Source organism: Ornithinibacillus liuyingii, assembly GCF_055550225.1.
Genome location: NZ_JBPWOS010000001.1, coordinates 283,648 through 309,857 on the forward strand (window position 1 = coordinate 283,648; position 26,210 = coordinate 309,857).

The following is a 26,210-nucleotide window of genomic DNA, read 5'->3' on the forward strand; positions in this document are numbered from 1 at the left end:
AGAGGTTTATGATGGAATTATTACAGGTCCTCTTAGTTCTTGTTTCCATAAGGTATATCTATTTTGAACAGGTAGGATACTATAATAAGCATTGGTAGCTCGTTCCTCAATGTGAAGCATCGGATGGAGATTCCGTGATAATTTGGGATAAATTGGCACATTCATTTGTTTTTTTTGTTTGTTTAAGTATTCCTGTCCTTTTTTCGTCATACCGATTAGCCTAATATAGCTAATGAAGTTAGGAGCGGTTAACTCATCGATTTCAGACTTTGTCGTATTTGTTAAAAGATGGACGAAGATTCGCTGTATCCTTGTCCATGTATAACGCTTCGTTTTAATTGCGGCTACCCAGTCATAAAATGAAGTAACATGCTTAGCGGTTTGCTTAATTCGATGTTCAAGCCCTTCTTCGATACCGTGAATTAAGGCTAGTTCTTCCATTGACATGGTCAATACTCTATAATGAAGGAACGGAAAATAAGGTTCCCAATTATGTAAGGTTGTTGCCAGGCCTAGGTAATTTTCGAGTTCGTTGATTGTCGATGGAGGCATGGTGTGTTTTAATTCGGATAGTGGTGTCTGTTGGTTAAACAATTGTTTCCTTATGCTTGTTGCACTCGCAATGGAACTTGTTATCTCTGTATCATGATAGCCACTGTTTTTCCGTTTGATAGTCAATGGTTGAATCGGTAGTTTATGCTCAAGGATGGTTTTTACATAGCTAAAACCTAAGATGTTGTTTGGTTTCGATAAGTCTATTCCGTCTTGCGTTAATCCAGTTGATTCGTATGCTCTTTTACTAGCTTCAGGAAATGACATACCAGCATGTAATCCATGTTTTAGTTCACGTTGATAGGTTACTTGGTTATCTTTATAATCATTATATCCTTTGATGAATGCGTCGATATTACCTGACTCACTCCCAAAACATATACTATCTACCCCTAACGCTTGTAAGGTTAACACTGAACCCTTTGCAAATAGGTCACTGCTCTGTACAGCGTACACATATGGTAGTTCAACAACGATATCTATTCCTGTCATAAGAGCAGCTTTTGCCCGGTGGAATTTGTCGATAATGGCTGGTTCACCTCTTTGAAGGAATGCCCCACTCATAACAGCTACCATACAGTCTGCATTTGTTTTTGCTTTTGCCTGTTCTAGATGATAGTTATGTCCGTTATGAAATGGGTTATATTCAACAATTAACCCGCATGCTTTCATATTCAGCACCCCAAAACTTTACAATTAATATTTTCCTGTTATGGTTGATTATAGAAAATCATCTGCGGGAATGCTACAAATACGAATATTTTTTTATACTGTAAAGAAAATATATTGACAAAAGTCGATTTTCCTTTTAAAATTACTCTTGTTGCCTTGAGGTGAAAAAGATGAAATTTACATTAGCACAATTGAAGAAAGATGCTTTTAATAAGCCTTTCCATTTTTCTGGTGAAGTAGATGTTTCGGAATTAGAAACGATGAACAACGATATTCGAAAGATTGGTTTTGTTCAGGTAGACGGCACGTGTAATAGACAGGGTGATCAATTTTTCTTTAAGTTCACGATAATTGGTGAAATGATTTTACCTTGTGCTCGTACATTGGTTGATGTTTCGTATCCATTCAAAATAGAAGCAGAAGAGATTTTTTCATCATCACCTTATTCTAATGAGGAAGATGACGCAGAAATTCATCCGATTCATGGAGAAGTGCTTGACTTAATGCCGTATATAAAGGAAAATATTTTATTGGAGGTTCCTTTTCGTGTATTCTCCGATGAAGTAGATTCAGCGGATGTACTTCAAAAAGGAAATGATTGGGAAGTACTTTCCGAAATACCAAAAGAAGTGAAAATTGATCCACGTTTTAAAAAACTGGAGTCATTATTCAAAGATACCGAGAAAGAAAAATAAGAAGTTAATTGATTGTTTTTGCTTTCGTATTTGAAGGAGGTGTAAGTCATGGCGGTACCTAAAAGAAGAACTTCTAAAAAAGTAAAGAGACAACGTCGTACTCATTTCAAATTACACGTGCCTGGCATGGTAGAATGTTCAAATTGTGGAGAATTATCTAGACCACACCGTGTATGTAAAGCTTGTGGGCACTATAATGGAAAAGAAGTTGTTAACAGCTAATACAGGATATTAGAAAACAGATCACATTGCATGTGGTCTGTTTTTTTATAGATAACAAGTTTTACAATGAAAGGAGAAAGCGATATGGATGAACTCGTACAATATCAATACATAGCAGATAAAGGATATGGAATCATAACCATTAACCGTGCGATGAAACGAAATGCTATTTCGATTGCAATGGCGAAACGTTTTATGAGCTGTATCAAAAAAGCTGAGAAAGACCCAATTAAGTTTTTAGTCGTAACAGGTGCAGGTGAACAGATATTTTGTGCTGGTGGTGACTTGAATGATTTACATGGAGAACTAGCAACGGAAGAAGCAAAGAAGAGTCTATTAAATATGATGGAAGTATTATATAGTTTGACAGTATTTAAGGTGCCAACCATTGCACTTTTAAATGGTGGAGCCCGAGGTGGAGGCTGTGAATTGGCTTCTGCCTGTGACATACGGATTGGCAAAACAGGAACAAAGTTTGGGTTTGTCCAAACAAAGTTAGGAATTATCCCTGGTTGGGGTGGTGGTGTCTTGTTGGCTAAAAGAGTACATACTAGTTTTGCCAACCAGTGGATAATCGAAGGTACGGTTTACAACGTAGAGGATTTAGTCCAAAAAGGATGGATTCATAGAGTGGTGAATCATGATGAATGGAAGGATCGGGACAATCTATTAAACCCATATTTATCAAAATCCTTGGCACAAATGAAAATTCTAAAGGAACAATATCTAGAGGAAATAGGTGTACTAGGGTTGAAGGAGAGAATGGAGAGGGAAGTTTCTCGCTGTGCTTCTTTATGGGAGTCAAAAGAGCATAAAGATGCTGTGTCTACATTTTTGCACCGAAGCTAGCACGTGAGAATAATTTAGAAATTTATGATAAAGAGTATTCTATCACTCCTATTTTGTGCATACATTGATAGCAAAGAGATAAGGAGTGATGTTATGAATGCGACAAGGCAAGATGCCTGGACTGAAGATGAAGATGTTATATTAGCTGATACAGTGCTTCGCTATATTCGTGAAGGGAAAACGCAGCTTGAGGCATTTAAGGAAGTGGCGAAGCAGTTGTCTAGAACGTCTGCTGCGTGTGGATTCAGATGGAACGCAACCATCCGTAAACAATATCAGGAAGAAATACAACGTGCAAAAGAAGAAAGAAAGCTCGGTGGAAGAAAAGTCTTTTGGACGGAAGATGGCTTAAAACTAGACCAAGAAAAAGATACGATAGAGTCAGCCATTATGCTACTTGAAAAAATGAAGTCTAACTTCGCTGAACATCAGGATATCGCTAAAAAAGAGCAGGAAAAACTTCTAAAGAAACTAGAAGAAGAAAATAAAAAACTAAAAATACAATTACAGCGATATGAAAATGCCTGGGAGGAAATGGGTAACCTATGGAAATGGATTAAAGACAAATAATAATTTCGCTTACGCCATTATATATAAACCTACATGAAAAAGAGGCTTATCTCCATTGATAAGCCTCTTCTATTTACAATGAAAGAGTTTACATTTTATTGGACAACTCGTTCGAATACCCTCTCAGGCAACCATAGTAATGGGTTTTGCCCCAAATCTCGCTCCATTTCATAGTTTGCCTTTTGAAAACCCATCTTCTCCCAGAAACCATGGGAGTTGATGCGTGGGTTAGTTTTTATGGGTAAGTTGTACCCTTTTGCGTATTCTACTAGTTTCTTTCCATAGCCCTTACCACGGTAATGTGGTAAAACTTCTAATTTCCATAGCTCTAAATAATCTTGAGCTGGATCAAAGTATTTATCATATTTTTTATCGACTCGATATAAACTCATCCTTGCTATTAATGTATCACCGAAATAAATTCCATAGAATGGTGATTGACTATTATTTTCCACGATATTAGATTGTAAATCCTCTAACATGGATAGTTCTTGGTGTCCATATTCTTTAAAGCGTGTAAATTCTTCTAGTGTCTTATAATTGATTAATAGGTTTTCTACTTTTACTTCCCCCACGTACCTCAGCCCCTTTGTTGTCAGAAAAATATATATTTTGTATCTATTATAATACATCTTTCTAAATAATGAAAACGCATAAAGCAATGAAAATAATCACCATTGTTAGTCACAAATAATTATTATTTTGTTACAATTAAGAAATGATTCAATCGATATGTTGTAAAAGGGGATTCATAAAGTCATGTTAGATATTGTATTAATGATAGTAGCATCTATCATAACCATACCAATTATAGTGACGATTTTATTGTATTTCTTATTTAAATACCTGTATCAAAATCCTGTAAAAGCATTTCACCAGGCGATTAATTGGACTACCGCTTTATACATAGCGGCAGTAAATGTAATCCTTAATGAATTATTTGGCGGTTTTTATGTTGGATATTGTATTGGTGTTCTACTTTGCATGCTAACAATATTAATTATTATTCAGTGGAGGAGAAATACGGAAATTGACTATCGTAGGGCGTTTAAATTCTTATGGCGATTATCCTTCTTACTATTTTTTGTATTGTATTTAGTGTTGGTAGTATATGGTGTAATTCGAAACATTCTATTATGAAATGAGGTATTTATACGGCTAAATTATATTTTTTGAAACAGGAAACATGAAATAATACTATCTTTCTTGTACAATACGATATAGACAAAAAACTCTAAAGGAGTTCGTAATGAATGCGAATTGAACCAGTACAGATTCAGAAACAAACTAAATTAATGCGTGATTATCGCAATCAACATAAATCCATTTTGGAATTCTTTGATTATGGAATGAATGATTATGCAAGCAGACTTCAGGAATTGAAGCAACGTACATATAAGCGAGAAGAATTGGTTGAGGTACTTTATCACTTAAATCAAAGCTGGGGGGCACCTGAGAAGACGTTTCGAAATATTGAGCGTCTGAAGGATGACCAAAGTGTTGTGGTTGTAGGTGGTCAACAAGCGGGAGTATTAACTGGACCTTTATACTCCGTTAACAAGGTTATATCCATTATTCAATTAGCTAGACAGCAAGAGAAAGATTTGGGTATTCCAGTCGTCCCGTTGTTTTGGATAGCTGGTGAGGATCACGATTTTGAAGAAGTTAATCATATTTATTTACAGGTGAAAAATATGATGAAGAAATTTAAAGTTGGCCAACGGTTACTGGATAAACGATCTGTTTCGAAGATTGAATTAGAAGAGCCGATTATATTAGATTGGTTAGAGTCCATTTTCGAACAGTTAGCCGAAACAGAGCATACAAAAGATATCTATTCACTGATAGTAGATAGTTTACATAAATCTACTACATATGTTGATTTTTTTGCTAGGTTAATTTTCTTATTGTTTGAAGAAGATGGTATTGTTCTAATGGATTCAGGAAATGAAAAGATTAGAAGGCTCGAATCTGATTACTTTGTAGAAATGATTACAAAGCAACAAGAAATAAGCGATGGTGTGTGTCATGCCTATAAGCAGCTAACATCAAATGATTATTCAATTGCGTTAGATGTAGCACCAGAAAACGGAAATTTATTTTATCATAAAGATGAAGAGCGTATTCTTCTAACGAAAAATCAAGAAGGGAATTGGGTAGGTAAGCAACTAGAAGTTATTTTTACGACAGATGAGTTAATGGAAATGGCTAAAAAAACACCAGAGAAATTAAGTAACAATGTCGTAACTCGACCGCTAATGCAGGACTTACTTTTACCAACTTTAGCATTTATTGGTGGACCTGGTGAGATTAGTTATTGGGCTGTGTTGAAGCCGGCTTTTCATGCGATGGAAATGAAGATGCCACCGGTCGTACCAAGGTTATCGTTTACCTATATGGATCGAAAAACGGAGAAAACACTAAACAAGTATCATATATCCTCTGCACTAGCACTGAATGGTGAGATAAGTGGAATCAGAAAAGCTTGGTTTAAAGAAAAGGTTAATCCTCCAATTGAAGAAACGGTAGAGGAATTGAAGAAGAAGATAACTGAAGCTCATGAACCACTTCGGACGATTGCACATCAGGTACGTGCAGATATACGTGATCTAGCTGAAAAGAATTTAGATTATTTGATTCGTGATGTAGCGTTTTTAGAGAAAAGAATGGTACGTGCATTGGAAGAACAATATCATAAAGAATTAAACGAATTCACACTACTTGAAAATATGTTATATCCCGGTGGATTACAAGAAAGAGTGTGGAATCCACTCCCATTCATCAATGCGTATGGTTTACATTTCTTTCAAGAGATAAGTGCCGAGGATTGTTCATTTGAAGAAGAACATTACGTTGTGTATATTTAATCCTCCACTTCCTCCCACCTTTTTTTAAATACTGTCTTTCCTATCTTCTAGAAATACCTTGGAATGCTTGTTATATAAGCTTCTAGGCAGTTTCTGTTAGTAGGGGAGGCAGTGTTTTTTTAGTTATAAATACCTAATTTAATCGTTTTGATAACTTTTTTAGAAAAACAAGTGGTGGAAAGTGGGGGGATGTGGTAATATAAGTTTATGAAAGTGGGGGCGGACTACATGTTCATGGGTGAATTCCAACATAACTTTGATACAAAGGGCCGAATTATTGTCCCTTCCAAGTTCCGTGATGAGCTTGGCGAACGTTTTGTGGTTACTCGTGGATTAGATAAATGTCTTTTCGCCTATCCCATGTCTGAATGGAGTCTTATTGAAGAAAAATTAAAAAAACTCCCACTCACTAAAAAAGATGCTAGAGCCTTTACGCGATTTTTCTTCTCTGGCGCGGTCGAATGCGAAGTAGACAAGCAGGGAAGAATAAATATTCCACAACCTCTTCGGAATTACGCTGGTTTAGATAAAGAGTGTGTGGTAATTGGGGTATCAAATCGAATAGAATTTTGGGCTAGTGAAAATTGGGAAGACTATTTTAATGAGTCTGAAGAATCCTTTGCTGAAATTGCTGAAAATCTAATGGACTTTGATATCTAATGGTAAATTCGCTAACGAGGTGTACACATGTTTGATCATTACACAGTTTTAAAAGAAGAATCAATAAAAGGATTAAATATTAAGCCAGATGGTATTTATGTGGACTGTACATTAGGTGGTGGAGGACATTCTGAAAGAATTGCCTCACAGCTTAATGAAAATGGACTGCTTATTGCCTTTGATCAAGATAGTGATGCGTTACAAGCAGCTAAAGAACGTCTGAAGCTATACCAGGACAGAATATTATTCATTCACAATAACTTCCGTAATTTAGAAGTTGAATTACGAAACCATAAAATAGATCATGTTGATGGTATACTTTTTGATTTAGGGGTTTCATCTCCACAGTTAGACCGTGGGGAGCGAGGCTTTAGTTACCAGCATGATGCAAAGCTCGATATGAGAATGAATCAAGACCAGGAATTATCGGCTTTTGAAATTGTTAACCAGTGGTCGTATAATGGTTTAGTTTCCATCTTTTTTAAGTATGGAGAAGAGAAGTTTTCGAAGCAAATCGCTCGAAAAATTGAAGAATATCGTAAAACCAATACGATTGAAACCACCTATCAGCTAGTGGATATTATAAAAGATGCTATACCTGCTCCAGCACGGAGAAAGGGAGGACATCCCGCAAAACGTATCTTCCAAGCTATTCGAATTGCTGTAAATGATGAATTACAAGCATTTCACGATGCCCTCCATCAAGCGGCAAGAATGGTTGGTGTAGAAGGGAGAATTGCAGTTATTACCTTTCATTCCTTAGAAGATCGTATTTGTAAACAAGCTTTTAAAAAATGGAGTACTCATAAACAAACACCTAAGAATTTACCGGTGATACCGAAAGAGTACGAAGCGCCATTTAAACTTATCAATCGGAAACCAATTGTTGCAAATGATAATGAATTAGAAGAAAATCGTAGATCAAGATCAGCCAAGTTACGTATTGTAGAAAAAGTAGGTAATTGGTCAAGTGATTTTGAATATGGGGAAGGGTGGAATAAATAATGGCAGCAAATCATGCAAGAAGTTGGGAACAATCATATACTTCCTATCAGCCGCAAGTGGAGAAAAAAGTCGTTATTCGGAAGAAGAGCTGGATAACGAAAGGTGAAAAGATGCTATACTCGTTTGTAGCAACTTGTCTCTTAATTGCAGGGGGATTTGTTGTTTCCTACTCCTCTTCAATGGATACACTTAATCGCAATATTCAAAACTTAGAACAAACCATTGCTAATCAACAAGTAGTAAATGAAAATTTGCTATTCGAAATAAAAGATCTAAGCAGACCTGAGCGAATTACCCAATTCGCAAAAGAGCATGGATTCACTATTCAAGCTGCTGAAATTAAACAAGCCAATGCTTTCAACCAATAGAAGGTGATTCCTAATGAATAAGAACCGTACAACTCATGCTATGGCTGGAGTGTTAATGGTGGTCTTCATCATGGCATTTTTAATTGTTACAGGTCGTTTTTTATATATCCAAGCCTCAGGCGAAGTGGATGGCGTATCACTTGATGAATGGGCAAAAAAGGTCAGAACAACCTCTTACACATTAGATGCCGAACGGGGTAAGATTTATGACAAAAATGGCATGATGTTGGCATATGATATGCCTACCTTTCGAATGTATGCCATTGTAGATGAAGCATATTCAGAAAATCTAGAGGAGCCACAGCATGTTGTTGATCCAGTTGAAACAGCAGATAAGTTGGCTCCTTTGTTAAATGCAGATAGAGACTATCTATTGGAACGTTTAAATAATGGTTTAAGTAATGAAAAAGCTAAACAAATAGAGTTTGGAACGATTGGTAAGGGTATCTCCATTCAAACAAAGGAAGAAATAGACGCTTTGAAATTACCAGGGATTAATTTTGTTCGTGAAAACATTCGATACTATCCAAATGGTATGTTTGCTTCTCATATAATAGGGTTTGCCCGAGAAACGAACCCAGAAGATGATGAGGAAGCAGAGGCAGAAATTGAGGGAGTTGCCGGGATTGAGCGTGAAATGAATGAATTATTAAAAGGCAAGAACGGCTTTATATCCTATCAACGAGATATCTATAATAAAAAATTACTAAAACCAAATGAAATTATCCAATTGCCGGACAATGGGGATGATGTGTATTTAACGATAGATCAAAAAATCCAAACTTTACTTGAGGACGTATTGTCTCAGGTGGATGAAAAATATGCCCCAGAACGGATGACAGCTATCGTAATGAATCCAAAAACTGGTGAAATTATCGCAATGAGTAATCGACCAAGTTATAATCCTAATAATCCAGCAAATGTGGAGAATTGGTATAATGACGCGATATCAACGCCATTCGAACCAGGTTCTACAATTAAAATGTTCACATGGGCTGCTGCAATAGAATCAGGGGTTTATAAGGGTAGTGACAAATATAAATCTGGCCAATATCAAATCAGTAACAATATCACGCCTGTAAAGGATTTTAATGGTGGTAAAGGTTGGGGAGTAATCTCGTATGATGAAGGTTTTGCTAGATCCTCAAATGTTGCTGCAAGTAAATTAGTTTGGGAAATTATGGGCCCTGAAACCTTCTTAGAATACTTAAAAGCCTTTGACTTTGATAAGCCTTCAGGAATTGACTTACCTGGGGAAGTTACTGGGCAGATTCTGTATAATTGGCCATTAGAAAAAATCACAACATCATTTGGGCAAGGAAGTACAGCTACACCAATTCAAATCATGAAAGCAGCGACAGCTATTGCTAATGATGGTAAAATGCTACAACCGTATATTATTGATAAAATAGTAGACCCAGATACTGGGACTATAATAGAAAACCATGAAACGACAGTAGTTGGAGAACCAATATCACAAGAAACAGCTCAACAAGTTAGAGAATTACTTGTTTCTGCCGTTCAATCTGAACAGGCTACAGGGAGTCGTTTTCACTTAGAGGACTATTCGGTTGGTGGTAAGACTGGTACTGCTCAAATTCCTAACCCGAACCCTGGTCAACCAGGATATTTAACGGGGAGTGAAAACTATGTATTTTCATTCCTAGGAATGGCTCCAGCTGATGATCCAGAATTGATGATGTATGTCTCTGTTAAGCAGCCAACATTAGAATTTGAATCTGGTATTGAACCTGGTTCTGCTCCTGTATCCTTTATTTTTAATAATGTAATGGAAAACGCTTTGCATTATTTAAATATTGATCCTGATAGAGGGGAATCCACTACTAATGTTATAGCTTCTGAGATTCCGAATTTAGTAGGGAAATCCGTATCTTCAGTGAAGGAAACTTTAACAAAAATCGGAGTGAATTATACTGTCATCGGTTCAGGAAATAAGGTAGTGGGGATGAGTGTAGAAGAAGGAACAAAAGTATTACCAAATGAACGTCTATTGATATTAACGGATCACCCTACCATGCCTGATATTGTTGGTTGGTCCCTTAGAGATGTATTGAAGCTTAGTGAGATGATGGATTTAGAAACAGAACCTATAGGGAATGGTTTTGTTATCACCCAAGGTATTGAACCAGGCAGTGATTTAAGCAAAGGTGCTTACCTTGGTGTGGAGCTTAAAACACCTAAAGAACTAAAAGAAATGGAAATAAAAGGTGACGAGAGTTCTGAAGCACAGGAAGCTGAAGAGGAAGAATCTGCTGACAGTTTTGAATAAGTAAGTGGCTAATTTTACAAAAATAAGATAAAAAACAGTGTTCTAATCAAATTTTAACTACATATAGTTGATACAAGCCTACCTATGTGAAGGAGATGGACTATGAAACGTGTATCAACTGTTACAGTTAGAAAACGATTAGTCGCTGTTTTTCTTATTGGTATCATGGTTTTGGGGATAATTGATTTTCGCTTAGGTTATGTTCAATTTGTTTTAGGTGAGGAACTAGTGGAAAAAGCGGACGAGTCTTGGAGCAGGAATGTCAAATTTCAACCAGAAAGAGGGAGGATCCTAGATGTCAATGGGACTATCCTAGCAGAAAATGTTACAGCACCTTCTATAGTTGTTGTCCCAAGACAAATTAATGACCCTGAGTATACGGCTAATAAATTGGCACAAATTTTGGACATGTCTAAGGAAAAGGCATATGAATACGTAACAAGATCTGCTAGCTCAGTAAATCTTCATCCGGAGGGTAGAAAGATATCTGAAGAGCAAGAACGGGCAATTCGCACATTAAATATGGATGGAGTTTATTTAGCAAAGGATTCTTCTAGACATTATCCTTTTGGGGATGATTTATCACATGTTCTTGGTTTTGCAGGAATCGATAATCAAGGTCTTATGGGGCTAGAACTATATTATGATGAAATGTTAAAAGGAAAGCAGGGGAGTTTATCCTTTTACTCAGATGCTAAAGGAAGAAGGCTTGATCAGTTAGCTGATGTGTACAAAGCCCCACAGGATGGATATGATTTAGTTACTACCATTGATTCAAAAATACAGACTATAGTGGAACGCGAGCTTGATTTGGCAGTTGCGAAGTATAACCCTGATGGAGCATTAGCTATTGCAGTTGATCCAAAGACAGGTGGTGTACTAGCAATGACAGCGAGACCAAATTTTAATCCAGAGAATTATCAGGAAGTAGATCCTTCTGTGTATAATCGTAATTTACCAATTTGGAGTACATATGAGCCTGGTTCTACGTTTAAAATTATTACATTAGCTGCAGCACTAGAAGAGAAAGCTGTAGACCTTCATGAAGATCGTTTTTTTGATCCTGGCTACATTGAAGTTGGTGGTGCTAGACTTCGTTGTTGGAAGGCAGGAGGACATGGAGATCAGACGTTTTTAGAGGTCGTCCAAAATTCTTGTAACCCTGGTTTTGTTCATTTAGGTCAAGAGTTAGGTAAGGAAAAGTTATTCTCTTATATTAAGAAATTTGGTTTTGGAACGAAAACGGGAATCGATTTGCAAGGTGAGGGATCTGGGATTTTATTTAAGCCTGAAAATGTTGGACCGGTAGAACTTGCCACAACCGCATTTGGTCAAGGTGTATCGGTTACGCCTATCCAACAAGTAATGGCTGTATCTGCTGCAATAAATGGTGGTTATTTATATGAACCGTTTATTGCGAAGCAATGGGTAGACCCTCAAACAAATGAAATAGTTTCTGAAACAGAACCAAAATTGAAACATCGGGTGATTTCAAAAGAGACTTCTAAAGAAATACGACTTGCTTTAGAAAGTGTTGTAGCAAAGGGAACCGGTAGACCTGCATATGTAGATGGTTATCGAGTAGGTGGAAAGACAGGTACTGCACAAAAAGTCGGTCCCAATGGTGGCTATTTAGAAAATAATCATATCGTTTCGTTCATTGGTTTTGCACCGGCAGATGACCCGGAAATTGTTGTCTATGTCGCGGTGGATAATCCTAAAGGTGTTCAACAATTTGGTGGAACAGTTGTTGCTCCTATTGTAGGGAATATAATTGGGGATAGTCTCCGAGTAATGGGGGTTAAGCCACGAGAAGATGGTCTAGAAAAAGAATATCTATGGCCTGAACAGCCTAATGTTGAGGTTCCGGAATTAATCGGCACTAAGAGAAATGAATTGCTGCAAATTTTGTCAGACCTTTCCATTGAATCAAGTGGTACGGGAGACTACATTATTGATCAAGAACCTGCTGCTGGTACAAAAGTAGAACCAGGCTCAACCGTTAGAATCTATCTATCTGATGAAAAAGTAACACATGAAGATGAAGAAGAATAATAGTGAAGTAGACATTAATCTAAAATGAATGATTTGGAAAGAAAAAGATTCAGGATAGCTTATTCTTTTGTTATAATATATTGGGTGTGAATGTCATATAGAGGGTATCAACCCTCTTAATTCACGTCAACTTAGAGAATATTATTGGAGAAAGGAAGATTCTTTATGCGATTAAAGGAAATTCTTTCTTTTCATCCATTCGCTAATCAATTCTCTGCACTTTACGACATAGAAATTAACGCTATAAAAATGGATTCAAGAGAGATTACTAACGGAGATATGTTTGTTTGTATTAATGGCTTTACTGTAGATGGTCATGATTATATCGAAGAAGCTATTGAGAAGGGTGCTATTATTGTTGTAGCCGAGAGGAATGTTGAAGCAACGGTTCCAGTAATCGTGGTCGAAGATACAGTGCGATTTTTGGCAATGGCAGCTTCATGCTTTTATCAATATCCTACTAGTAAGTTATCGCTAATTGGGGTAACAGGTACGAATGGCAAAACAACTGTTACCTATTTACTAGAAAACATTTTTAAGCAATGTGGAAAGAAAACTGGTGTAATAGGAACCATACAAATGAAAATTGGGGAGGACGTGTATCCTGTAGATAACACAACCCCCGACGCTTTATTTTTACAACGAACAATTAGGGAAATGATTGACCAAGAAGTAGAACAAGTAATCATGGAAGTATCCTCCCATGCGTTAGATCAAGGTAGGGTTTATGGATGTGATTATAACACGGCTATCTTTACAAATTTAACCCAGGATCATTTAGATTATCATGATTCTATGGATGACTACTTAAGGGCTAAAAGTCTTCTATTTGCCCAATTAGGGAATAGGTATGATTGTAAAGCTAAGAAATTTGCCATAATTAATCAGGATGACCCAGCCTCTAAGAAGTTAATTCGTTCTACTGCCCAGTCTGTTATCACCTATGGAATTGATCGTGATGCCATGGTTATGGCCAAATCGATTACATTAACATCAACAGGAACTACCTTTTTATTATGTACCCCAGATGGGGATACTATGATTAATAGTAAACTAATTGGTAAATTTAATGTTTCCAATATGTTAGCTGCAACTGCTGCTGCTCTATCGAATGGAATCCCTTTGGAGGTTATCAAAAGTGCACTGGAAACCATTCCTGGTGTGAATGGTCGATTTGAATTAGTACCACATTCCCGATCCTTTTCTGTGATAGTGGATTACGCACATACTCCTGATTCGTTGGAAAATGTGTTAACGACAATCCAAGAATTAGCTAAGGGTAAGGTTTATGTAGTTGTCGGTTGTGGTGGTGATCGAGACAGGACAAAGCGACCGATAATGGCTAAGATAGCATTGAGATACGCTGATAAAGCGATATTTACTTCCGATAATCCTCGTACAGAAGAACCTGAAATGATACTACATGATATGGTTAATGGATTAACCCCTACAGATGGTCATTATCAAATTATCGTTGACCGTCGCAAAGCTATTCATCAAGCTATTCATCAAGCGGCTAAAGATGATATTATATTAATTGCAGGAAAAGGGCATGAAACCTATCAGCAAATTGGCCTTGTAAAGTATCACTTTGATGATCGTGAAGCGGCCAAAGAAGCATTGTTACTTAAGGAGAATTGAATTATGTTATTTACATGTAATTGGCTATCTGATGTCTTTCCAAATGTTAAAGGAAAGATGGATGGAGATAAACAAATTAAAACCTTTTTTACAGATAGTAGAATTGTATCAGAGGATGCATTATTTATACCCATAGTTGGGGAGAAATTTGATGGGCATGAATTTATCATGCAAGCATTGGAGAATGGTGCGATAGCAAGCCTATGGGATAAAAGCAAACAGCTTCCAGAAGGATTACCAGAAGATTTCTTGATTTTTTATGTAGACGATACAACGAAGGCTTTACAACATTTAGCTAGTTGTTATCGGGATGAAGTGAATCCTATAGTTGTAGGAATTACAGGCTCTAATGGGAAGACGACAACGAAAGACATTGTCGCTGCCATTGCGAAAGAAGAATATAAAACGCATTTTACAGATGGAAATTTTAATAATGAATTCGGTCTACCATTTACAATATTATCCATGCAACGAGATACCGAGATGCTCGTATTAGAAATGGGGATGAGTAGCTTTGGAGAGATTGAATTACTTTCGAATATAGCGAAACCGGATTACGCAATTATTACGAATATTGGCGAATCTCATATTGAGTACCTAGGTTCGAGAGAAGGTATTGCCAAGGCTAAATTAGAGATAGTAAGTGGACTAAAAAAACACGGTAAACTAATTATAGATGGAGATGAAGCACTACTATCCCATGTTCATCAGAATGAAAATGTGGTAAAAGTTGGTTTCAGTGAACATAATGACTTTATCATTTCTAATATTGAGTTATTACGCGAAAAGACCTCTTTTACAGGTTCAGATGGAATAGCGTATACTGTATCATTATTAGGCTCTCACAATGCTAAAAATGCAGGCTTTGGTATTGCATTAGGTGAATTAATTGGAATTGATAAGGATAAGATTCAACATGCGCTAAATTCTCTTACACTTACAGGAATGCGATTGGAAATGCTGACAGGTAAAAACGGAGTTGCTATCATTAATGATGCTTATAATGCCTCTCCTACTTCCATGATGGCTGCTATTCAAGTGGTACAGAAGATGAATGGTTTTAGTAATAAGGTATTAGTACTTGGCGATATTTATGAGTTGGGTGCAGACTCCAAGAGCTTACATGAAACGGTTGCAGATGCAGTAAATGAATCGATTTCGTACATTTACACCGTAGGAGAAGACTCAGCCGTAATTGGTCGTGCGGTTAAAAGGAAATACCCAGAAATGATAGTGAAGCATTTTTCTCAAAAAGAAGAGGTACTACCAGAGTTGAGGCAGCACTTGAATCAAGATACTTTAATTTTATTTAAGGCATCTAGGGGAATGAAACTTGAATCGATAATTGAAGAAATTAAATAAATTTAATAAAGTTATATGGTTGGACGGTTGGTAATAAAGGAGGAAAATTCGTGAATATTCTTGGACTAGTAATAACAATAGCTATAGCTTTTCTGATTACCGTCCTTTTGTCCCCAATTTTAATTCCCTTTTTAAGGCGTTTAAAGTTTGGACAAAGCATACGGGAAGAGGGACCTAAGTCTCACATGAAAAAAACTGGTACCCCTACAATGGGGGGGATTATGATTGTACTGAGTATCGTCATCACATCCATTGTTATGGCAAGTAAGTATGGTGGGTTCGGTTATGAACTAGGATTATTATTATTTGTTTTATTGGGATATGGTTTATTAGGATTTTTAGATGATTTTATTAAGGTTGCATTAAAGAGGAATTTAGGCTTAACCTCTAAACAAAAAATGTTAGGCCAAATTATTATTGCAATTATATTTTATATTATTCTAAGGAATCAAGGGTTCCCAACATATATTCAAATACCAGGTACTGATATTCAGTGGGATCTAGGGATTGGATACGCATTTTTAATTGTATTTATGTTGGTAGGTGCTTCAAACGGTGTAAATTTAACAGATGGCCTAGACGGATTATTATCTGGAACAGCTGCAATTGCGTTTGGTGCTTTTGGCATTCTTGCCTGGTATGGCACGCCGCAAAATGAAGTAGCTATCTTCTCCTTAGCTGTGGTAGGTGCGTTATTAGGATTTTTAGTATTTAATGCTCACCCGGCTAAAGTGTTTATGGGGGATACCGGTTCACTTGCACTAGGCGGTGCTATAGCAGCAGTAGCGATATTAACCAAGTTAGAAATTTTATTAGTAATTATCGGTGGAGTTTTCGTTTTAGAAACTCTATCTGTTATGATTCAAGTAGTGTCATTTAAAACTACCGGCAAACGAGTATTTAAAATGAGCCCTCTACATCATCATTATGAACTAGTTGGTTGGTCTGAGTGGAGAGTCGTGACCACGTTTTGGTTTATGGGGCTTGTTTTTGCTGCTCTAGGTATTTACATTGAGGTGTGGTTAGGTTGAATAAATTAGTTGATTTTCCTTATTCCCATGTTCTAGTTTTAGGGCTTGCCAAAAGCGGTACAGCCGCAGCTACAGTTTTACTTGAAAATGGTATAAGGGTTCGTGTTAATGATTTAAAAGCAAATGAAAACGATGAAGGTGTTCGATACTTACAGGAATTGGGAGCTGAAGTAATTGTAGGCTCTCACCCGATGTCTGTCCTTGACAATATTGACCTTATTGTAAAAAACCCTGGTATACCATATGAAAATATGATCTTACAAGCTGCCAGTAATGAGGGAATACCAATTGTTACTGAAATTGAATTAGCTGGTATATTAGCTAATGGCCCTATAATTGGTATAACAGGATCTAATGGTAAAACGACCACAACGACCTTAATATACGAAATGCTGAAGCAGAGTAAGGTTCCAGCAAAGCTTGCAGGTAATATAGGTATCGTTGCAACAGATATAGCAAGAGAACTCCAACCGAATGAAAAGATGGTGTTGGAGCTTTCTTCATTTCAGTTAATGGGTATTCAATCCTTTAGACCTAAAATAGCTGTCTTACTTAATATTTTTGAAGCACATCTTGATTATCATAAAACGATTGATAATTATAAACAGGCAAAAGCGAATATATTTTACAATCAAGTAGAAGATGATTATCTAATTTATAATGCAGATGAGCCTAATGTTGTGGACGTTGTTAAGGATGCTAAATCAATCAAGGTTCCTTTTTCTGTTTCGAAAAAATTAGAAGAGGGGGCCTGGGTAGATCAAGACTATATATACTTTAATGGGGATAGAGTAATCGCTTTAAAGGATATCGTATTAGTTGGCGAGCATAATTTAGCAAATATACTAGCCGCAGTTAGTGCAGCTAAATTGAGTGGAGCAAGTAATCAAGGGATATATCGTGTTCTCTCATCGTTTGTAGGAGTGAAGCACAGGTTCCAATTTGTAGAAAAGATAAATAGTCGTTTATTCTATAACGATTCTAAAGCAACTAATATTCTTGCGACCCAGAAAGCATTAAATGCCTTTAGCCAACCAACAATTCTTTTGGCAGGTGGACTGGATCGAGGAAATGATTTTGATGAGTTAATTCCGTATCTTGAGAATGTAAAGGCTATGGTTGTTTTTGGTCAAACAGCGGAGAAATTACAGGAAGTTGCACAGAAGGCTAGTATTTCTATCATAACTCGCGCAATAGACGTACAAGATGCAACACAAAAGGCCTATGAAATATCAGAGCCTGGTGATGTCATCCTTTTATCACCAGCCTGTGCAAGCTGGGACCAATACAAGACTTTTGAAGAAAGAGGAGACATGTTTATACAAGCCGTGCATACAATTAAGTAGGGGCGGTTTAAGTGATACGTACAATAGAATTTAATAAGGTTATTTTTATTGGAAATGCCCCTAACTCATAATGGATGTAAGGGGTGTTTTTTTTGTTTAAGAAAGAGATGTCAGTTAAGGACAAGCCAGACTATTTCTTATTTAGTGTCATTATATTGTTGTTAATAATAGGAATCGTAATGGTGTACAGTTCTTCGTATATATGGGCTGAATATAAATATGATGATTTATTCTATTTTGTTAAAAGGCAGTTGCTTTTTTCAGGTGTTGGAGTAGTAGGAATGTTGTTTTTTATGTATATTCCGTATAGTAATTGGGCGAAGTATTCCAAAGTCATATTAATCGTATGTTTTTCCCTTTTATTACTTGTACTAATTCCTGGTGTTGGACTAGTACGCGGAGGTGCCCAAAGCTGGATAGGTGTTGGGGCTTTTAGTATTCAACCATCGGAATTTATGAAATTAGGGCTGATTATATTTTTATCTGTATACTTATCGGTAAATCAGAAGTATATTACCTCATTTAGAAAGGGTTTTTTTCCAGCTTTAATACTTGTTTTCACCGCTTTTGGATTAATTATGTTACAGCCAGACCTAGGTACAGGTATGGTTTTAGTATTAACTTGTATGATCATGATTTTTGTTGCAGGTGCGAGAATTTGGCATTTTGTTGGCTTAGGCTTGCTTGGTTTAGCTGGTTTTGCGTTACTCATTCTATCGGCACCATATCGGATAAGCAGAATCACTGCTTTTCTCAATCCTTGGGAGGATCCATTAGGGGATGGCTTCCAAATTATTCAATCACTCTATGCTATTGGTCCAGGTGGTTTAATGGGAGTAGGATTGGGGAATAGCTTACAGAAGTACTTTTATTTACCAGAACCACAGACTGACTTCATATTTGCTATTTTAGGTGAGGAGCTTGGATTTATTGGCGGTACAATACTCTTATTATTATTTGGGTTATTATTTTGGCGAGGGATAAGAATAGCGATAGAAGCACCAGATGGATTTGGTAGATTCTTAGCTTTAGGTATAGTGTCGATGTTAATTGTTCAAGTTATGATCAATATTAGTGTCGTGATTGGATTAATTCCAGTTACTGGGATAACGTTACCGTTCTTAAGCTATGGCGGTTCATCCTTAACGCTAACCTTATGTTCAGTAGGGATATTATTAAATATAAGTCGTAGTGCTAAAGTATAGCATTCTTCTATATAGAAAAATTTTATTGTCAAACTATTTGATTGCGGACTATATGTTTTAGGACAGGTTGTGTTATAATTTAATTAACTCAACAAAAACGGCATCCAGCATGCCGTTTTCATGTGTTAATTTTACAAAAAGGAAAGAATAGGAATGGAAAAAGAAAAGATTGTTTCAATAGAGGATCGTATACCTAAATTGAAACAAGCACGTAAAAAAAAGGCCAACCGGCGCCTTATATTTTACTTATCTATTTTTTTCTTCTTAATAGCTATCATTGTCTATCTTCAGTCACCATTAAGCCATGTGAAATCAATAATTGTAACTGGCAATTCTTTTTATCCAGAAGATGAGGTGATTGAGCAAAGTGGTATCGCGAAGGGTACAAATATATGGACAATAAATAAAGAGGAAATCATTCAAACTCTTGAAAACGACCCATTAATTAAGAATGCGGAAGTAGAAACGAAACTACCTTGGACGGTTGAAATTCATTTAATAGAACATGAACGGGTTGGTTACATAAAAAAGGAAAATGAATACTATCCAGTTCTAGGGAATGGAACCGTTCTAGAAGAAAGTAAAATAAAACGTTTATCAGGAGATGCCCCATTACTACTAAGCTTCTCACAAGAAGATGTGTTAGTGGAAATGTCGAAGGAATTGAGTAACCTACCTAGTAATATTTTAAACATCATTTCTGAAATACATTGGACACCTACAGATAAGAATAAGAACGACATCACACTTTATATGACTGATGGGTTCATGGTCCAGTCCTCCATACGAAATTTCTCAGAAAAGATGAAGGTATATCCATCCATTGCATCTCAGCTTGAACCAGGCAGCGAAGGCATTATCCATATAGGTGTAGGTGCCTATTTTGAGCCATTCAACCAAGAAATAACAGAAGAAGAAATTATTTCAACAGATGGTGACGAATAGGGTACGTGGTGAAGATTTTATGAAATGGATGGTAGATTCTCTTAAAAATCAATAGATTTTCGAGAAAATATCCAATATTTATTTCTTTTTTAGAGAAAATCCTTTAAAATAATAGATTATAGTATAGTTAAACACAAATAATTGATACAAACATCGCATTAAGAAATATAGTCGTTTTTTGATGCTTCTGAAATAGGAGGTGCCTTTGTTGAACAACAATGATATATTGGTCAGTCTTGATATAGGTACAACAAATATTAAAGTTATTATTGGTGAAGTTTTAAATGATTCATTGAACATTATTGGTGTTGGTACAGCAAAATCAAACGGAATGAAAAAAGGTGCTATTGTAGATATCGATCAGACAGTTCATTCTATTCGTAATGCAGTAGAGCAAGCAGAACGAATGGTAGGAATGCAAGTTGAAAGTGTAGTAGTTGGAATCACTGGAAATCATATTCAATTACAACCATGTCATGGTGTAGTGGCTGTTCAAAGTGAAAATCGTGAAATTACGAATGAGGATGTTAAACGTGTAATTGATGGTGCTCAAGTAATCTCTATTCCACCTGAACGGGAAATCATCGACGTTATTCCGAAACAATTTATTGTAGATGGGCTTGATGAAATTACCGATCCAAGAGGGATGATTGGTGTTCGCTTGGAAATGGAAGGTACCATTATTACATGCTCAAAAACCGTATTACATAACATTCTAAAATGTGTGGAACGTGCTAACTTAAAAGTGGCAGACATTTGTTTGCAACCTCTTGCGGCAGGTAAAGTAGCACTTTCTAAGGATGAAAAGAACTTAGGTGTCGCATTAATCGATGTCGGCGGTGGCTGCACAACAGTTTCTGTATTTGAAAATGACCATATTGCTTCTACTAGTGTAGTGCCGCTTGGTGGTGATAATATCACAAAGGATTTGTCAATAGGCCTTAGAACAACGACTGAAGAAGCTGAAGACATTAAGCTAAATCATGGTCATGCTTTCTATAATGACGCCCAAGAAGAGGAAGTGTTTGAAGCATCGATTATTGGAAGTAATGCGAAGCAAACCTTTAATCAGCTTCAGATTGCTGACATGATTGAAGCTAGACTAGAAGAAATTTATGCGTATGCAGAGCGAGAAATAAGAAGAATGGGTTATCATGAGTTACCAGGTGGATATGTTCTAACTGGTGGTACGATGAAAATGCCTGGTGCACTAGAACTTGCTGGAGACGTTTTTCAAGCAAATGTTCGAATTGCAATCCCGGATTATATCGGTGTTCGTGAATCACAATTTACAGCAGGGGTTGGGATATTACAGTTTGCATATCATAATGCAAAGATTCAAGGGAAAGAATTATTCCCTGCGATCACTGTATCAATGGAAGAACCAAAACCGAAACGGACCAAAAAACAACCTACACAAGCTACAACAACGAAAACGAAAGAGAATAATAAAAAAGAGTCTGGAATTGCTAATTTATTTAAGTATTTCTTCGATTAATCAGCGTTCCCACATTAAAATTAGCTTCTAGAAATCTTGTAATTTGCATATTAGGAGGAACGAAAAATGTTAGAGTTTGATACAAGTATTGACCAATTAGCAACGATTAAAGTTATTGGTGTCGGTGGAGGCGGAAATAACGCTGTAAACCGAATGATTGACCATGGTGTTGAAGGTGTTGAATTTATAGCAGTTAATACAGATGCACAAGCATTAAATTTATCAAAAGCGGAAACGAAATTACAAATTGGTGGGAAACTTACGAGAGGACTTGGGGCAGGTGCCAATCCGGAAGTAGGTAAAAAGGCTGCTGAAGAAAGCAAAGAACAACTAGAAGAAGTATTACAAGGTGCAGATATGATTTTTGTAACAGCTGGTATGGGTGGCGGTACTGGCACTGGTGCTGCACCAGTTATTGCACAAATTGCAAAAGATCTAGGTGCTTTAACAGTAGGTGTGGTAACTCGCCCATTCTCATTTGAAGGACGAAGAAGATCTAACCAAGCTGTTTCTGGAATCGATGCATTAAAGAATAATGTGGATACATTAATTGTTATTCCAAATGATCGATTACTAGAAATTGTGGATAAAAACACACCGATGTTAGAAGCATTTAGAGAAGCAGATAATGTTCTTCGTCAAGGTGTACAAGGTATTTCCGATTTAATTGCTAAACCAGGTCTTATTAACGTGGACTTTGCTGACGTTAAAACGATTATGTTTAATAAAGGATCTGCACTAATGGGGATTGGTGTTGCAACTGGTGAAAATCGTGCGACAGAAGCAGCTAAAAAAGCTATTTCTTCACCATTATTAGAAACTTCAATTGATGGTGCACATGGTATCCTGATGAATATTACTGGTGGTACTAATTTAAGTTTATATGAAGTACAAGAAGCTGCGGACCTCGTAACAAATGCTGCAGATGAAGAGGTTAACGTTATCTTTGGATCCGTCATAAATGAAGATCTTAAAGATGAGATTATTGTTACCGTTATTGCGACTGGATTTGATGAAAACAAAAAACCTGAGCAACCAACCAGACAACGTCCTACTGTAAATCAAACACAGCATGCAGCAACTAGAGTGAATGAAGAAGTAACCAAAGAACAACCACAACAAGCACGTCCTCGTCAAGAAGAAGATGTGTTAGACATTCCAACGTTTTTACGTAACAGAAATCGTAATCGCTAAGAATTTCTTAATAGAGAGACTTTCTAAAAGGGGAGTCTAATTTAACTGACGATAATAAATAATCTCGTATCACGAAATAGGTGGTACGAGATTTTTTTGTTGAGTCGATATCCTACATAAGTATTTCAATAGAAATGACATGTCTCACTCTAAATGGCTAATATATAATGACATGTTGCACCGTAATTCCACTTACCACGTCGATTCATCAGAGGTTTCCGCTCATAAATATACCCGAGGTGAATTACGAATTATTGACTAAGACCCTCGACATAACTAGTTGAAATTAGCTTATTTTTGCATACAAGAACTGACAGACTTCGCTTGATAACTAGTTTATACTTCTTTTTAGCAGATAGGAAAGTATGAAAAACTTTCCCAACTAGTTTTAGAAAAGCTAACGCATTTGCTAGAGATTGGGAGAATGCGAGTCTTTCTAATACGTTATTCTTACCAATGAATCCATTATATAAGCTTCTACTATACACGATTCTGATTAAAAGTAAGGAGTGAATCCCTTAAATGTCATAACCAATCTACTCTTTTCAAGCTCTAGAAAGGAAGAATAGTATGACTATTTACCTTGACGCAGTTTGGGTGTTGAATTTCCTTTTAGATTTAATGCTTTTGATGTTAACACAAGCATTAAGTAGAGTGTATACCCCTAAAGGGAGATTAGTCTTAGGAGCCATTGTTGCGTCTTTCATTGTACCAATAACACTTTATTTTCCAAATGCATATATCTCAACGTTATTTGGTAAGATACTTTATTCTATTCTCATCATCGCAGTTACATTCCGTTTTGTATCTGTAAAACAAATGATGAAGCAGCTTTTATTGTTTTATTTTGTAACGTTTACAATCGGTGGGGGACTGTTCGCGGCACATTATGTATTACAAAACCCGATTGCTCTTTCGGCTTCAGGATTTTTGTCATTTAGTACTGGCTATGGTGATCCGGTTAGTTGGCTATTTGTTGTCATTGGATTTCCGATTGCTCTTTGGTTTACAAAGAATCGTATGGACAAGCACGTGGTAGAAAAAATTCGATATGATCAACTCTATGAAGTTTGCTTAACGATTAATAATAAAAGCTTTACAACTACTGGATTTATTGATAGTGGTAATCAATTAGTCGATCCATTAACGAAAAGACCTGTGGTCATTTGTGATGAGTCTTTTTTAAAACAATGGTTTCAACACGACGATTGGATCAAATTAAGGCAGGCCTACGAGAATTTAAATATGGAAGATATCCCTGTGAACTGGGCTAGCTATATGCAAGTTGTTCCTTTTCACGGTGTGGAAGGTAGAAGTAATTTTCTCTTTGCATTAAAGCCTGACAATCTAACTATTTACTATGGGGAACAACAAATTGTTGCTAGTAAACTATTAATCGGCATCCAATTTTCTGATTTAACAGATGACAAAAGCTATCATTGTTTATTACACCCGCAACTAATAAAATTAGCAACTATTCATTCAGCATAAAAAAGGAGCGATACAAATGGAAAAATTAAAATTAAAATTTCGGGTTTGGTGGTATAAGTTATTAGTTAAATTAGGTTTTAAACCAAAAGAAATTTATTACATAGGTGGTAGTGAAGCATTGCCTCCACCGTTATCTAAGGAAGAGGAAAGCGAATTATTAGTATTACTAACCAAAGGAGATTCGTCAGCAAGATCTGTACTCATCGAACGAAATCTTCGTTTAGTCGTATACATTGCAAGGAAATTTGAGAATACGGGGATTAATATAGAGGACTTAATTAGTATAGGCACCATTGGATTAATTAAAGCAGTTAACACGTTTAATCCAGAGAAAAAGATAAAGCTTGCAACATATGCTTCTCGTTGTATTGAGAACGAGATTCTCATGTATTTAAGAAGAAACAATAAGCTTAAATCGGAAATTTCCTTTGATGAGCCATTGAATATTGATTGGGATGGGAATGAGCTACTATTATCTGATGTGTTAGGCACAGAGGAAGATGTTATTACGAAAAATTTAGAAACAAAAGTTGATAAGCATCTATTGCAAAATGCTTTATCACAATTAAATGCTAGAGAAAAACAAATAATGGAATTGAGATTTGGTCTTATAGGTGAGGAAGAAAAAACACAAAAAGATGTAGCGGATATGTTAGGTATTTCTCAATCCTATATCTCTCGATTAGAGAAGAAAATTATTCGTAGGTTAAAAAAAGAATTTAATAAGATGGTGTAGCTTGATATAGCAAGAATTAATGGGGTTGATATATTTTAAATCAATGATTCACACTGCATAATTTTTTCCTTCCTAGGAGATACTGTCCATGAACAGCATCTCCAACTGGGAGGGTACAGAATGACTAGACATAAAGTAGTAATATGCGGTGTAGATACATCTAAGTTACCTGTTTTAACAAACGAAGAAATGCGAGCGCTTTTTATTAAAATGCAAGAGGGGGATATCTACGCAAGAGAAGAATTGGTTAATGGGAATCTCCGCTTAGTGTTAAGCGTAATCCAACGATTTAATAATCGTGGTGAATACGTAGATGACCTGTTTCAAGTTGGTTGTATCGGACTAATGAAATCTATTGATAATTTCGATTTAAGTCATAATGTGAGATTTTCTACTTATGCCGTACCGATGATTATTGGTGAAATTCGTAGGTATTTACGTGACAATAATCCAATACGTGTATCTCGTTCTTTACGAGATATTGCGTATAAAGCACTTCAGGTACGTGAGAAATTAATTAATAAAACATCAAAAGAACCTACTCCAGCTGAAATTGCTGAAGAGATGGGGGTACCACATTCGGATGTCGTTTTTGCAATGGATGCAATACAAGATCCGGTATCTCTATTTGAACCAATTTATAATGATGGTGGCGACCCGATATATGTAGTCGATCAAATTAGTGATGATAAAGATAGGGATGATACCTGGGTAGACAAGCTTTCCTTGAAGGAAGGAATGCATCAACTAAATGAGCGAGAAAAAATGATACTTAATAAACGCTTCTTCCAAGGGAAAACACAAATGGAGGTTGCCGACGAAATCGGAATCTCCCAAGCGCAAGTGTCCAGATTGGAAAAAGCTGCAATTAGTCAAATGAATAAGCAAATGTTTGAATAGTGATATATGAGGCTGGGACAAAACTATTTCTAACATAGGATAAACCGAACATTAAA

General features: G+C 36.4%; 24 protein-coding genes. 22 read left to right on the plus strand and 2 right to left on the minus strand.

Annotated elements, in window-relative coordinates; translation table 11 throughout:
* Positions 1 to 6: 6 nt before the first annotated feature.
* Positions 7 to 1,224, minus strand: a complete 1,218-nt coding sequence (locus ACSKT4_RS01445) for a nucleotidyltransferase (protein WP_186868576.1) — start codon at positions 1,222 to 1,224, stop codon at positions 7 to 9.
* A 170-nt stretch (positions 1,225 to 1,394) separates the two neighbouring features.
* Here ACSKT4_RS01445 and ACSKT4_RS01450 point away from each other — a divergent pair, with 170 nt between their 5' ends.
* The 4 genes from ACSKT4_RS01450 (at position 1,395) to ACSKT4_RS01465 (ending at position 3,560) form a co-directional block, all read left to right on the plus strand.
* The gene (locus ACSKT4_RS01450) at positions 1,395 to 1,919 is read left to right on the plus strand and encodes a YceD family protein (protein WP_186868577.1); all 525 of its coding nucleotides are present in this window, start codon (positions 1,395 to 1,397) and stop codon (positions 1,917 to 1,919) included.
* A gap of 48 nt (positions 1,920 to 1,967) precedes the next feature.
* Positions 1,968 to 2,141, plus strand: coding sequence for a 50S ribosomal protein L32 (rpmF, locus tag ACSKT4_RS01455; protein ID WP_186868578.1), 174 nt, complete (start codon positions 1,968 to 1,970; stop codon positions 2,139 to 2,141).
* Between the two features lie 84 nt (positions 2,142 to 2,225).
* Positions 2,226 to 2,990, plus strand: coding sequence for an enoyl-CoA hydratase/isomerase family protein (locus tag ACSKT4_RS01460; protein WP_211741531.1), 765 nt, complete (start codon positions 2,226 to 2,228; stop codon positions 2,988 to 2,990).
* 93 nt (positions 2,991 to 3,083) lie between these two features.
* Positions 3,084 to 3,560, plus strand: a complete 477-nt coding sequence (locus tag ACSKT4_RS01465; RefSeq protein ID WP_186868580.1) for an RsfA family transcriptional regulator — start codon at positions 3,084 to 3,086, stop codon at positions 3,558 to 3,560.
* Between the two features lie 95 nt (positions 3,561 to 3,655).
* On the opposite strand, the gene ACSKT4_RS01470 is transcribed toward ACSKT4_RS01465, so the two are convergent.
* The gene (locus ACSKT4_RS01470; RefSeq protein WP_343221434.1) at positions 3,656 to 4,135 is read right to left on the minus strand and encodes an N-acetyltransferase; all 480 of its coding nucleotides are present in this window, start codon (positions 4,133 to 4,135) and stop codon (positions 3,656 to 3,658) included.
* A 184-nt stretch (positions 4,136 to 4,319) separates the two neighbouring features.
* Between ACSKT4_RS01470 and ACSKT4_RS01475 the strand changes: the two genes are divergently transcribed.
* From ACSKT4_RS01475 to sigG, 18 genes are all read left to right on the plus strand, one after another.
* Positions 4,320 to 4,700: a DUF3397 family protein gene (locus ACSKT4_RS01475; protein WP_186868581.1), complete on the plus strand. Its 381-nt coding sequence runs from the start codon at positions 4,320 to 4,322 to the stop codon at positions 4,698 to 4,700.
* A 113-nt stretch (positions 4,701 to 4,813) separates the two neighbouring features.
* Positions 4,814 to 6,427, plus strand: coding sequence for a bacillithiol biosynthesis cysteine-adding enzyme BshC (bshC, locus tag ACSKT4_RS01480; protein ID WP_211741530.1), 1,614 nt, complete (start codon positions 4,814 to 4,816; stop codon positions 6,425 to 6,427).
* Between the two features lie 228 nt (positions 6,428 to 6,655).
* Positions 6,656 to 7,087 carry a division/cell wall cluster transcriptional repressor MraZ gene (gene mraZ / locus ACSKT4_RS01485; protein WP_186868583.1) on the plus strand — a complete coding sequence of 144 codons (432 nt, stop codon included), beginning with the start codon at positions 6,656 to 6,658 and terminating at the stop codon, positions 7,085 to 7,087.
* Between the two features lie 27 nt (positions 7,088 to 7,114).
* The gene (gene rsmH / locus ACSKT4_RS01490; RefSeq protein ID WP_186868584.1) at positions 7,115 to 8,092 is read left to right on the plus strand and encodes a 16S rRNA (cytosine(1402)-N(4))-methyltransferase RsmH; all 978 of its coding nucleotides are present in this window, start codon (positions 7,115 to 7,117) and stop codon (positions 8,090 to 8,092) included.
* Positions 8,092 to 8,460 (plus strand): cell division protein FtsL, encoded by a 369-nt coding sequence (gene ftsL, locus ACSKT4_RS01495; RefSeq protein ID WP_186868585.1) that lies wholly within the window; start codon positions 8,092 to 8,094, stop codon positions 8,458 to 8,460. Before rsmH ends, ftsL begins: the two co-directional genes overlap by 1 nt.
* Positions 8,461 to 8,473: 13 nt before the next feature.
* Entirely contained in the window at positions 8,474 to 10,750 is a 2,277-nt protein-coding gene (locus ACSKT4_RS01500; RefSeq protein WP_465822706.1) for a penicillin-binding protein, read from the plus strand.
* A gap of 102 nt (positions 10,751 to 10,852) precedes the next feature.
* Positions 10,853 to 12,805: a stage V sporulation protein D gene (locus tag ACSKT4_RS01505; protein ID WP_465822707.1), complete on the plus strand. Its 1,953-nt coding sequence runs from the start codon at positions 10,853 to 10,855 to the stop codon at positions 12,803 to 12,805.
* Positions 12,806 to 12,970: 165 nt separating this feature from the next.
* On the plus strand, positions 12,971 to 14,446 hold the full coding sequence (locus ACSKT4_RS01510) for a UDP-N-acetylmuramoyl-L-alanyl-D-glutamate--2,6-diaminopimelate ligase (RefSeq protein ID WP_186868588.1): 1,476 nt from the start codon (positions 12,971 to 12,973) through the stop codon (positions 14,444 to 14,446).
* Between the two features lie 3 nt (positions 14,447 to 14,449).
* Positions 14,450 to 15,808: a UDP-N-acetylmuramoyl-tripeptide--D-alanyl-D-alanine ligase gene (locus ACSKT4_RS01515; RefSeq protein WP_186868589.1), complete on the plus strand. Its 1,359-nt coding sequence runs from the start codon at positions 14,450 to 14,452 to the stop codon at positions 15,806 to 15,808.
* Positions 15,809 to 15,858: 50 nt separating this feature from the next.
* Positions 15,859 to 16,839, plus strand: a complete 981-nt coding sequence (gene mraY, locus ACSKT4_RS01520) for a phospho-N-acetylmuramoyl-pentapeptide-transferase (protein WP_425516478.1) — start codon at positions 15,859 to 15,861, stop codon at positions 16,837 to 16,839.
* On the plus strand, positions 16,836 to 18,185 hold the full coding sequence (gene murD, locus ACSKT4_RS01525; protein WP_186868590.1) for a UDP-N-acetylmuramoyl-L-alanine--D-glutamate ligase: 1,350 nt from the start codon (positions 16,836 to 16,838) through the stop codon (positions 18,183 to 18,185). The genes mraY and murD overlap by 4 nt, the downstream gene beginning before the upstream one ends.
* 107 nt (positions 18,186 to 18,292) lie before the next feature.
* Positions 18,293 to 19,390 (plus strand): stage V sporulation protein E, encoded by a 1,098-nt coding sequence (gene spoVE / locus ACSKT4_RS01530; RefSeq protein ID WP_186868818.1) that lies wholly within the window; start codon positions 18,293 to 18,295, stop codon positions 19,388 to 19,390.
* A gap of 153 nt (positions 19,391 to 19,543) precedes the next feature.
* Positions 19,544 to 20,335: a cell division protein FtsQ/DivIB gene (locus ACSKT4_RS01535; RefSeq protein WP_186868591.1), complete on the plus strand. Its 792-nt coding sequence runs from the start codon at positions 19,544 to 19,546 to the stop codon at positions 20,333 to 20,335.
* 208 nt (positions 20,336 to 20,543) lie between these two features.
* On the plus strand, positions 20,544 to 21,833 hold the full coding sequence (gene ftsA, locus ACSKT4_RS01540; protein ID WP_186868592.1) for a cell division protein FtsA: 1,290 nt from the start codon (positions 20,544 to 20,546) through the stop codon (positions 21,831 to 21,833).
* A 66-nt stretch (positions 21,834 to 21,899) separates the two neighbouring features.
* A complete protein-coding gene (gene ftsZ / locus ACSKT4_RS01545) occupies positions 21,900 to 23,027 on the plus strand; it encodes a cell division protein FtsZ (protein ID WP_186868593.1) in 1,128 nt (375 codons plus the stop codon).
* Positions 23,028 to 23,597: 570 nt separating this feature from the next.
* Positions 23,598 to 24,518: a sigma-E processing peptidase SpoIIGA gene (gene spoIIGA, locus ACSKT4_RS01550; RefSeq protein WP_186868594.1), complete on the plus strand. Its 921-nt coding sequence runs from the start codon at positions 23,598 to 23,600 to the stop codon at positions 24,516 to 24,518.
* 16 nt (positions 24,519 to 24,534) lie between these two features.
* A complete protein-coding gene (gene sigE, locus ACSKT4_RS01555) occupies positions 24,535 to 25,254 on the plus strand; it encodes an RNA polymerase sporulation sigma factor SigE (protein WP_186868595.1) in 720 nt (239 codons plus the stop codon).
* Between the two features lie 120 nt (positions 25,255 to 25,374).
* On the plus strand, positions 25,375 to 26,154 hold the full coding sequence (sigG, locus tag ACSKT4_RS01560; protein ID WP_186868596.1) for an RNA polymerase sporulation sigma factor SigG: 780 nt from the start codon (positions 25,375 to 25,377) through the stop codon (positions 26,152 to 26,154).
* Positions 26,155 to 26,210: the final 56 nt, after the last annotated feature.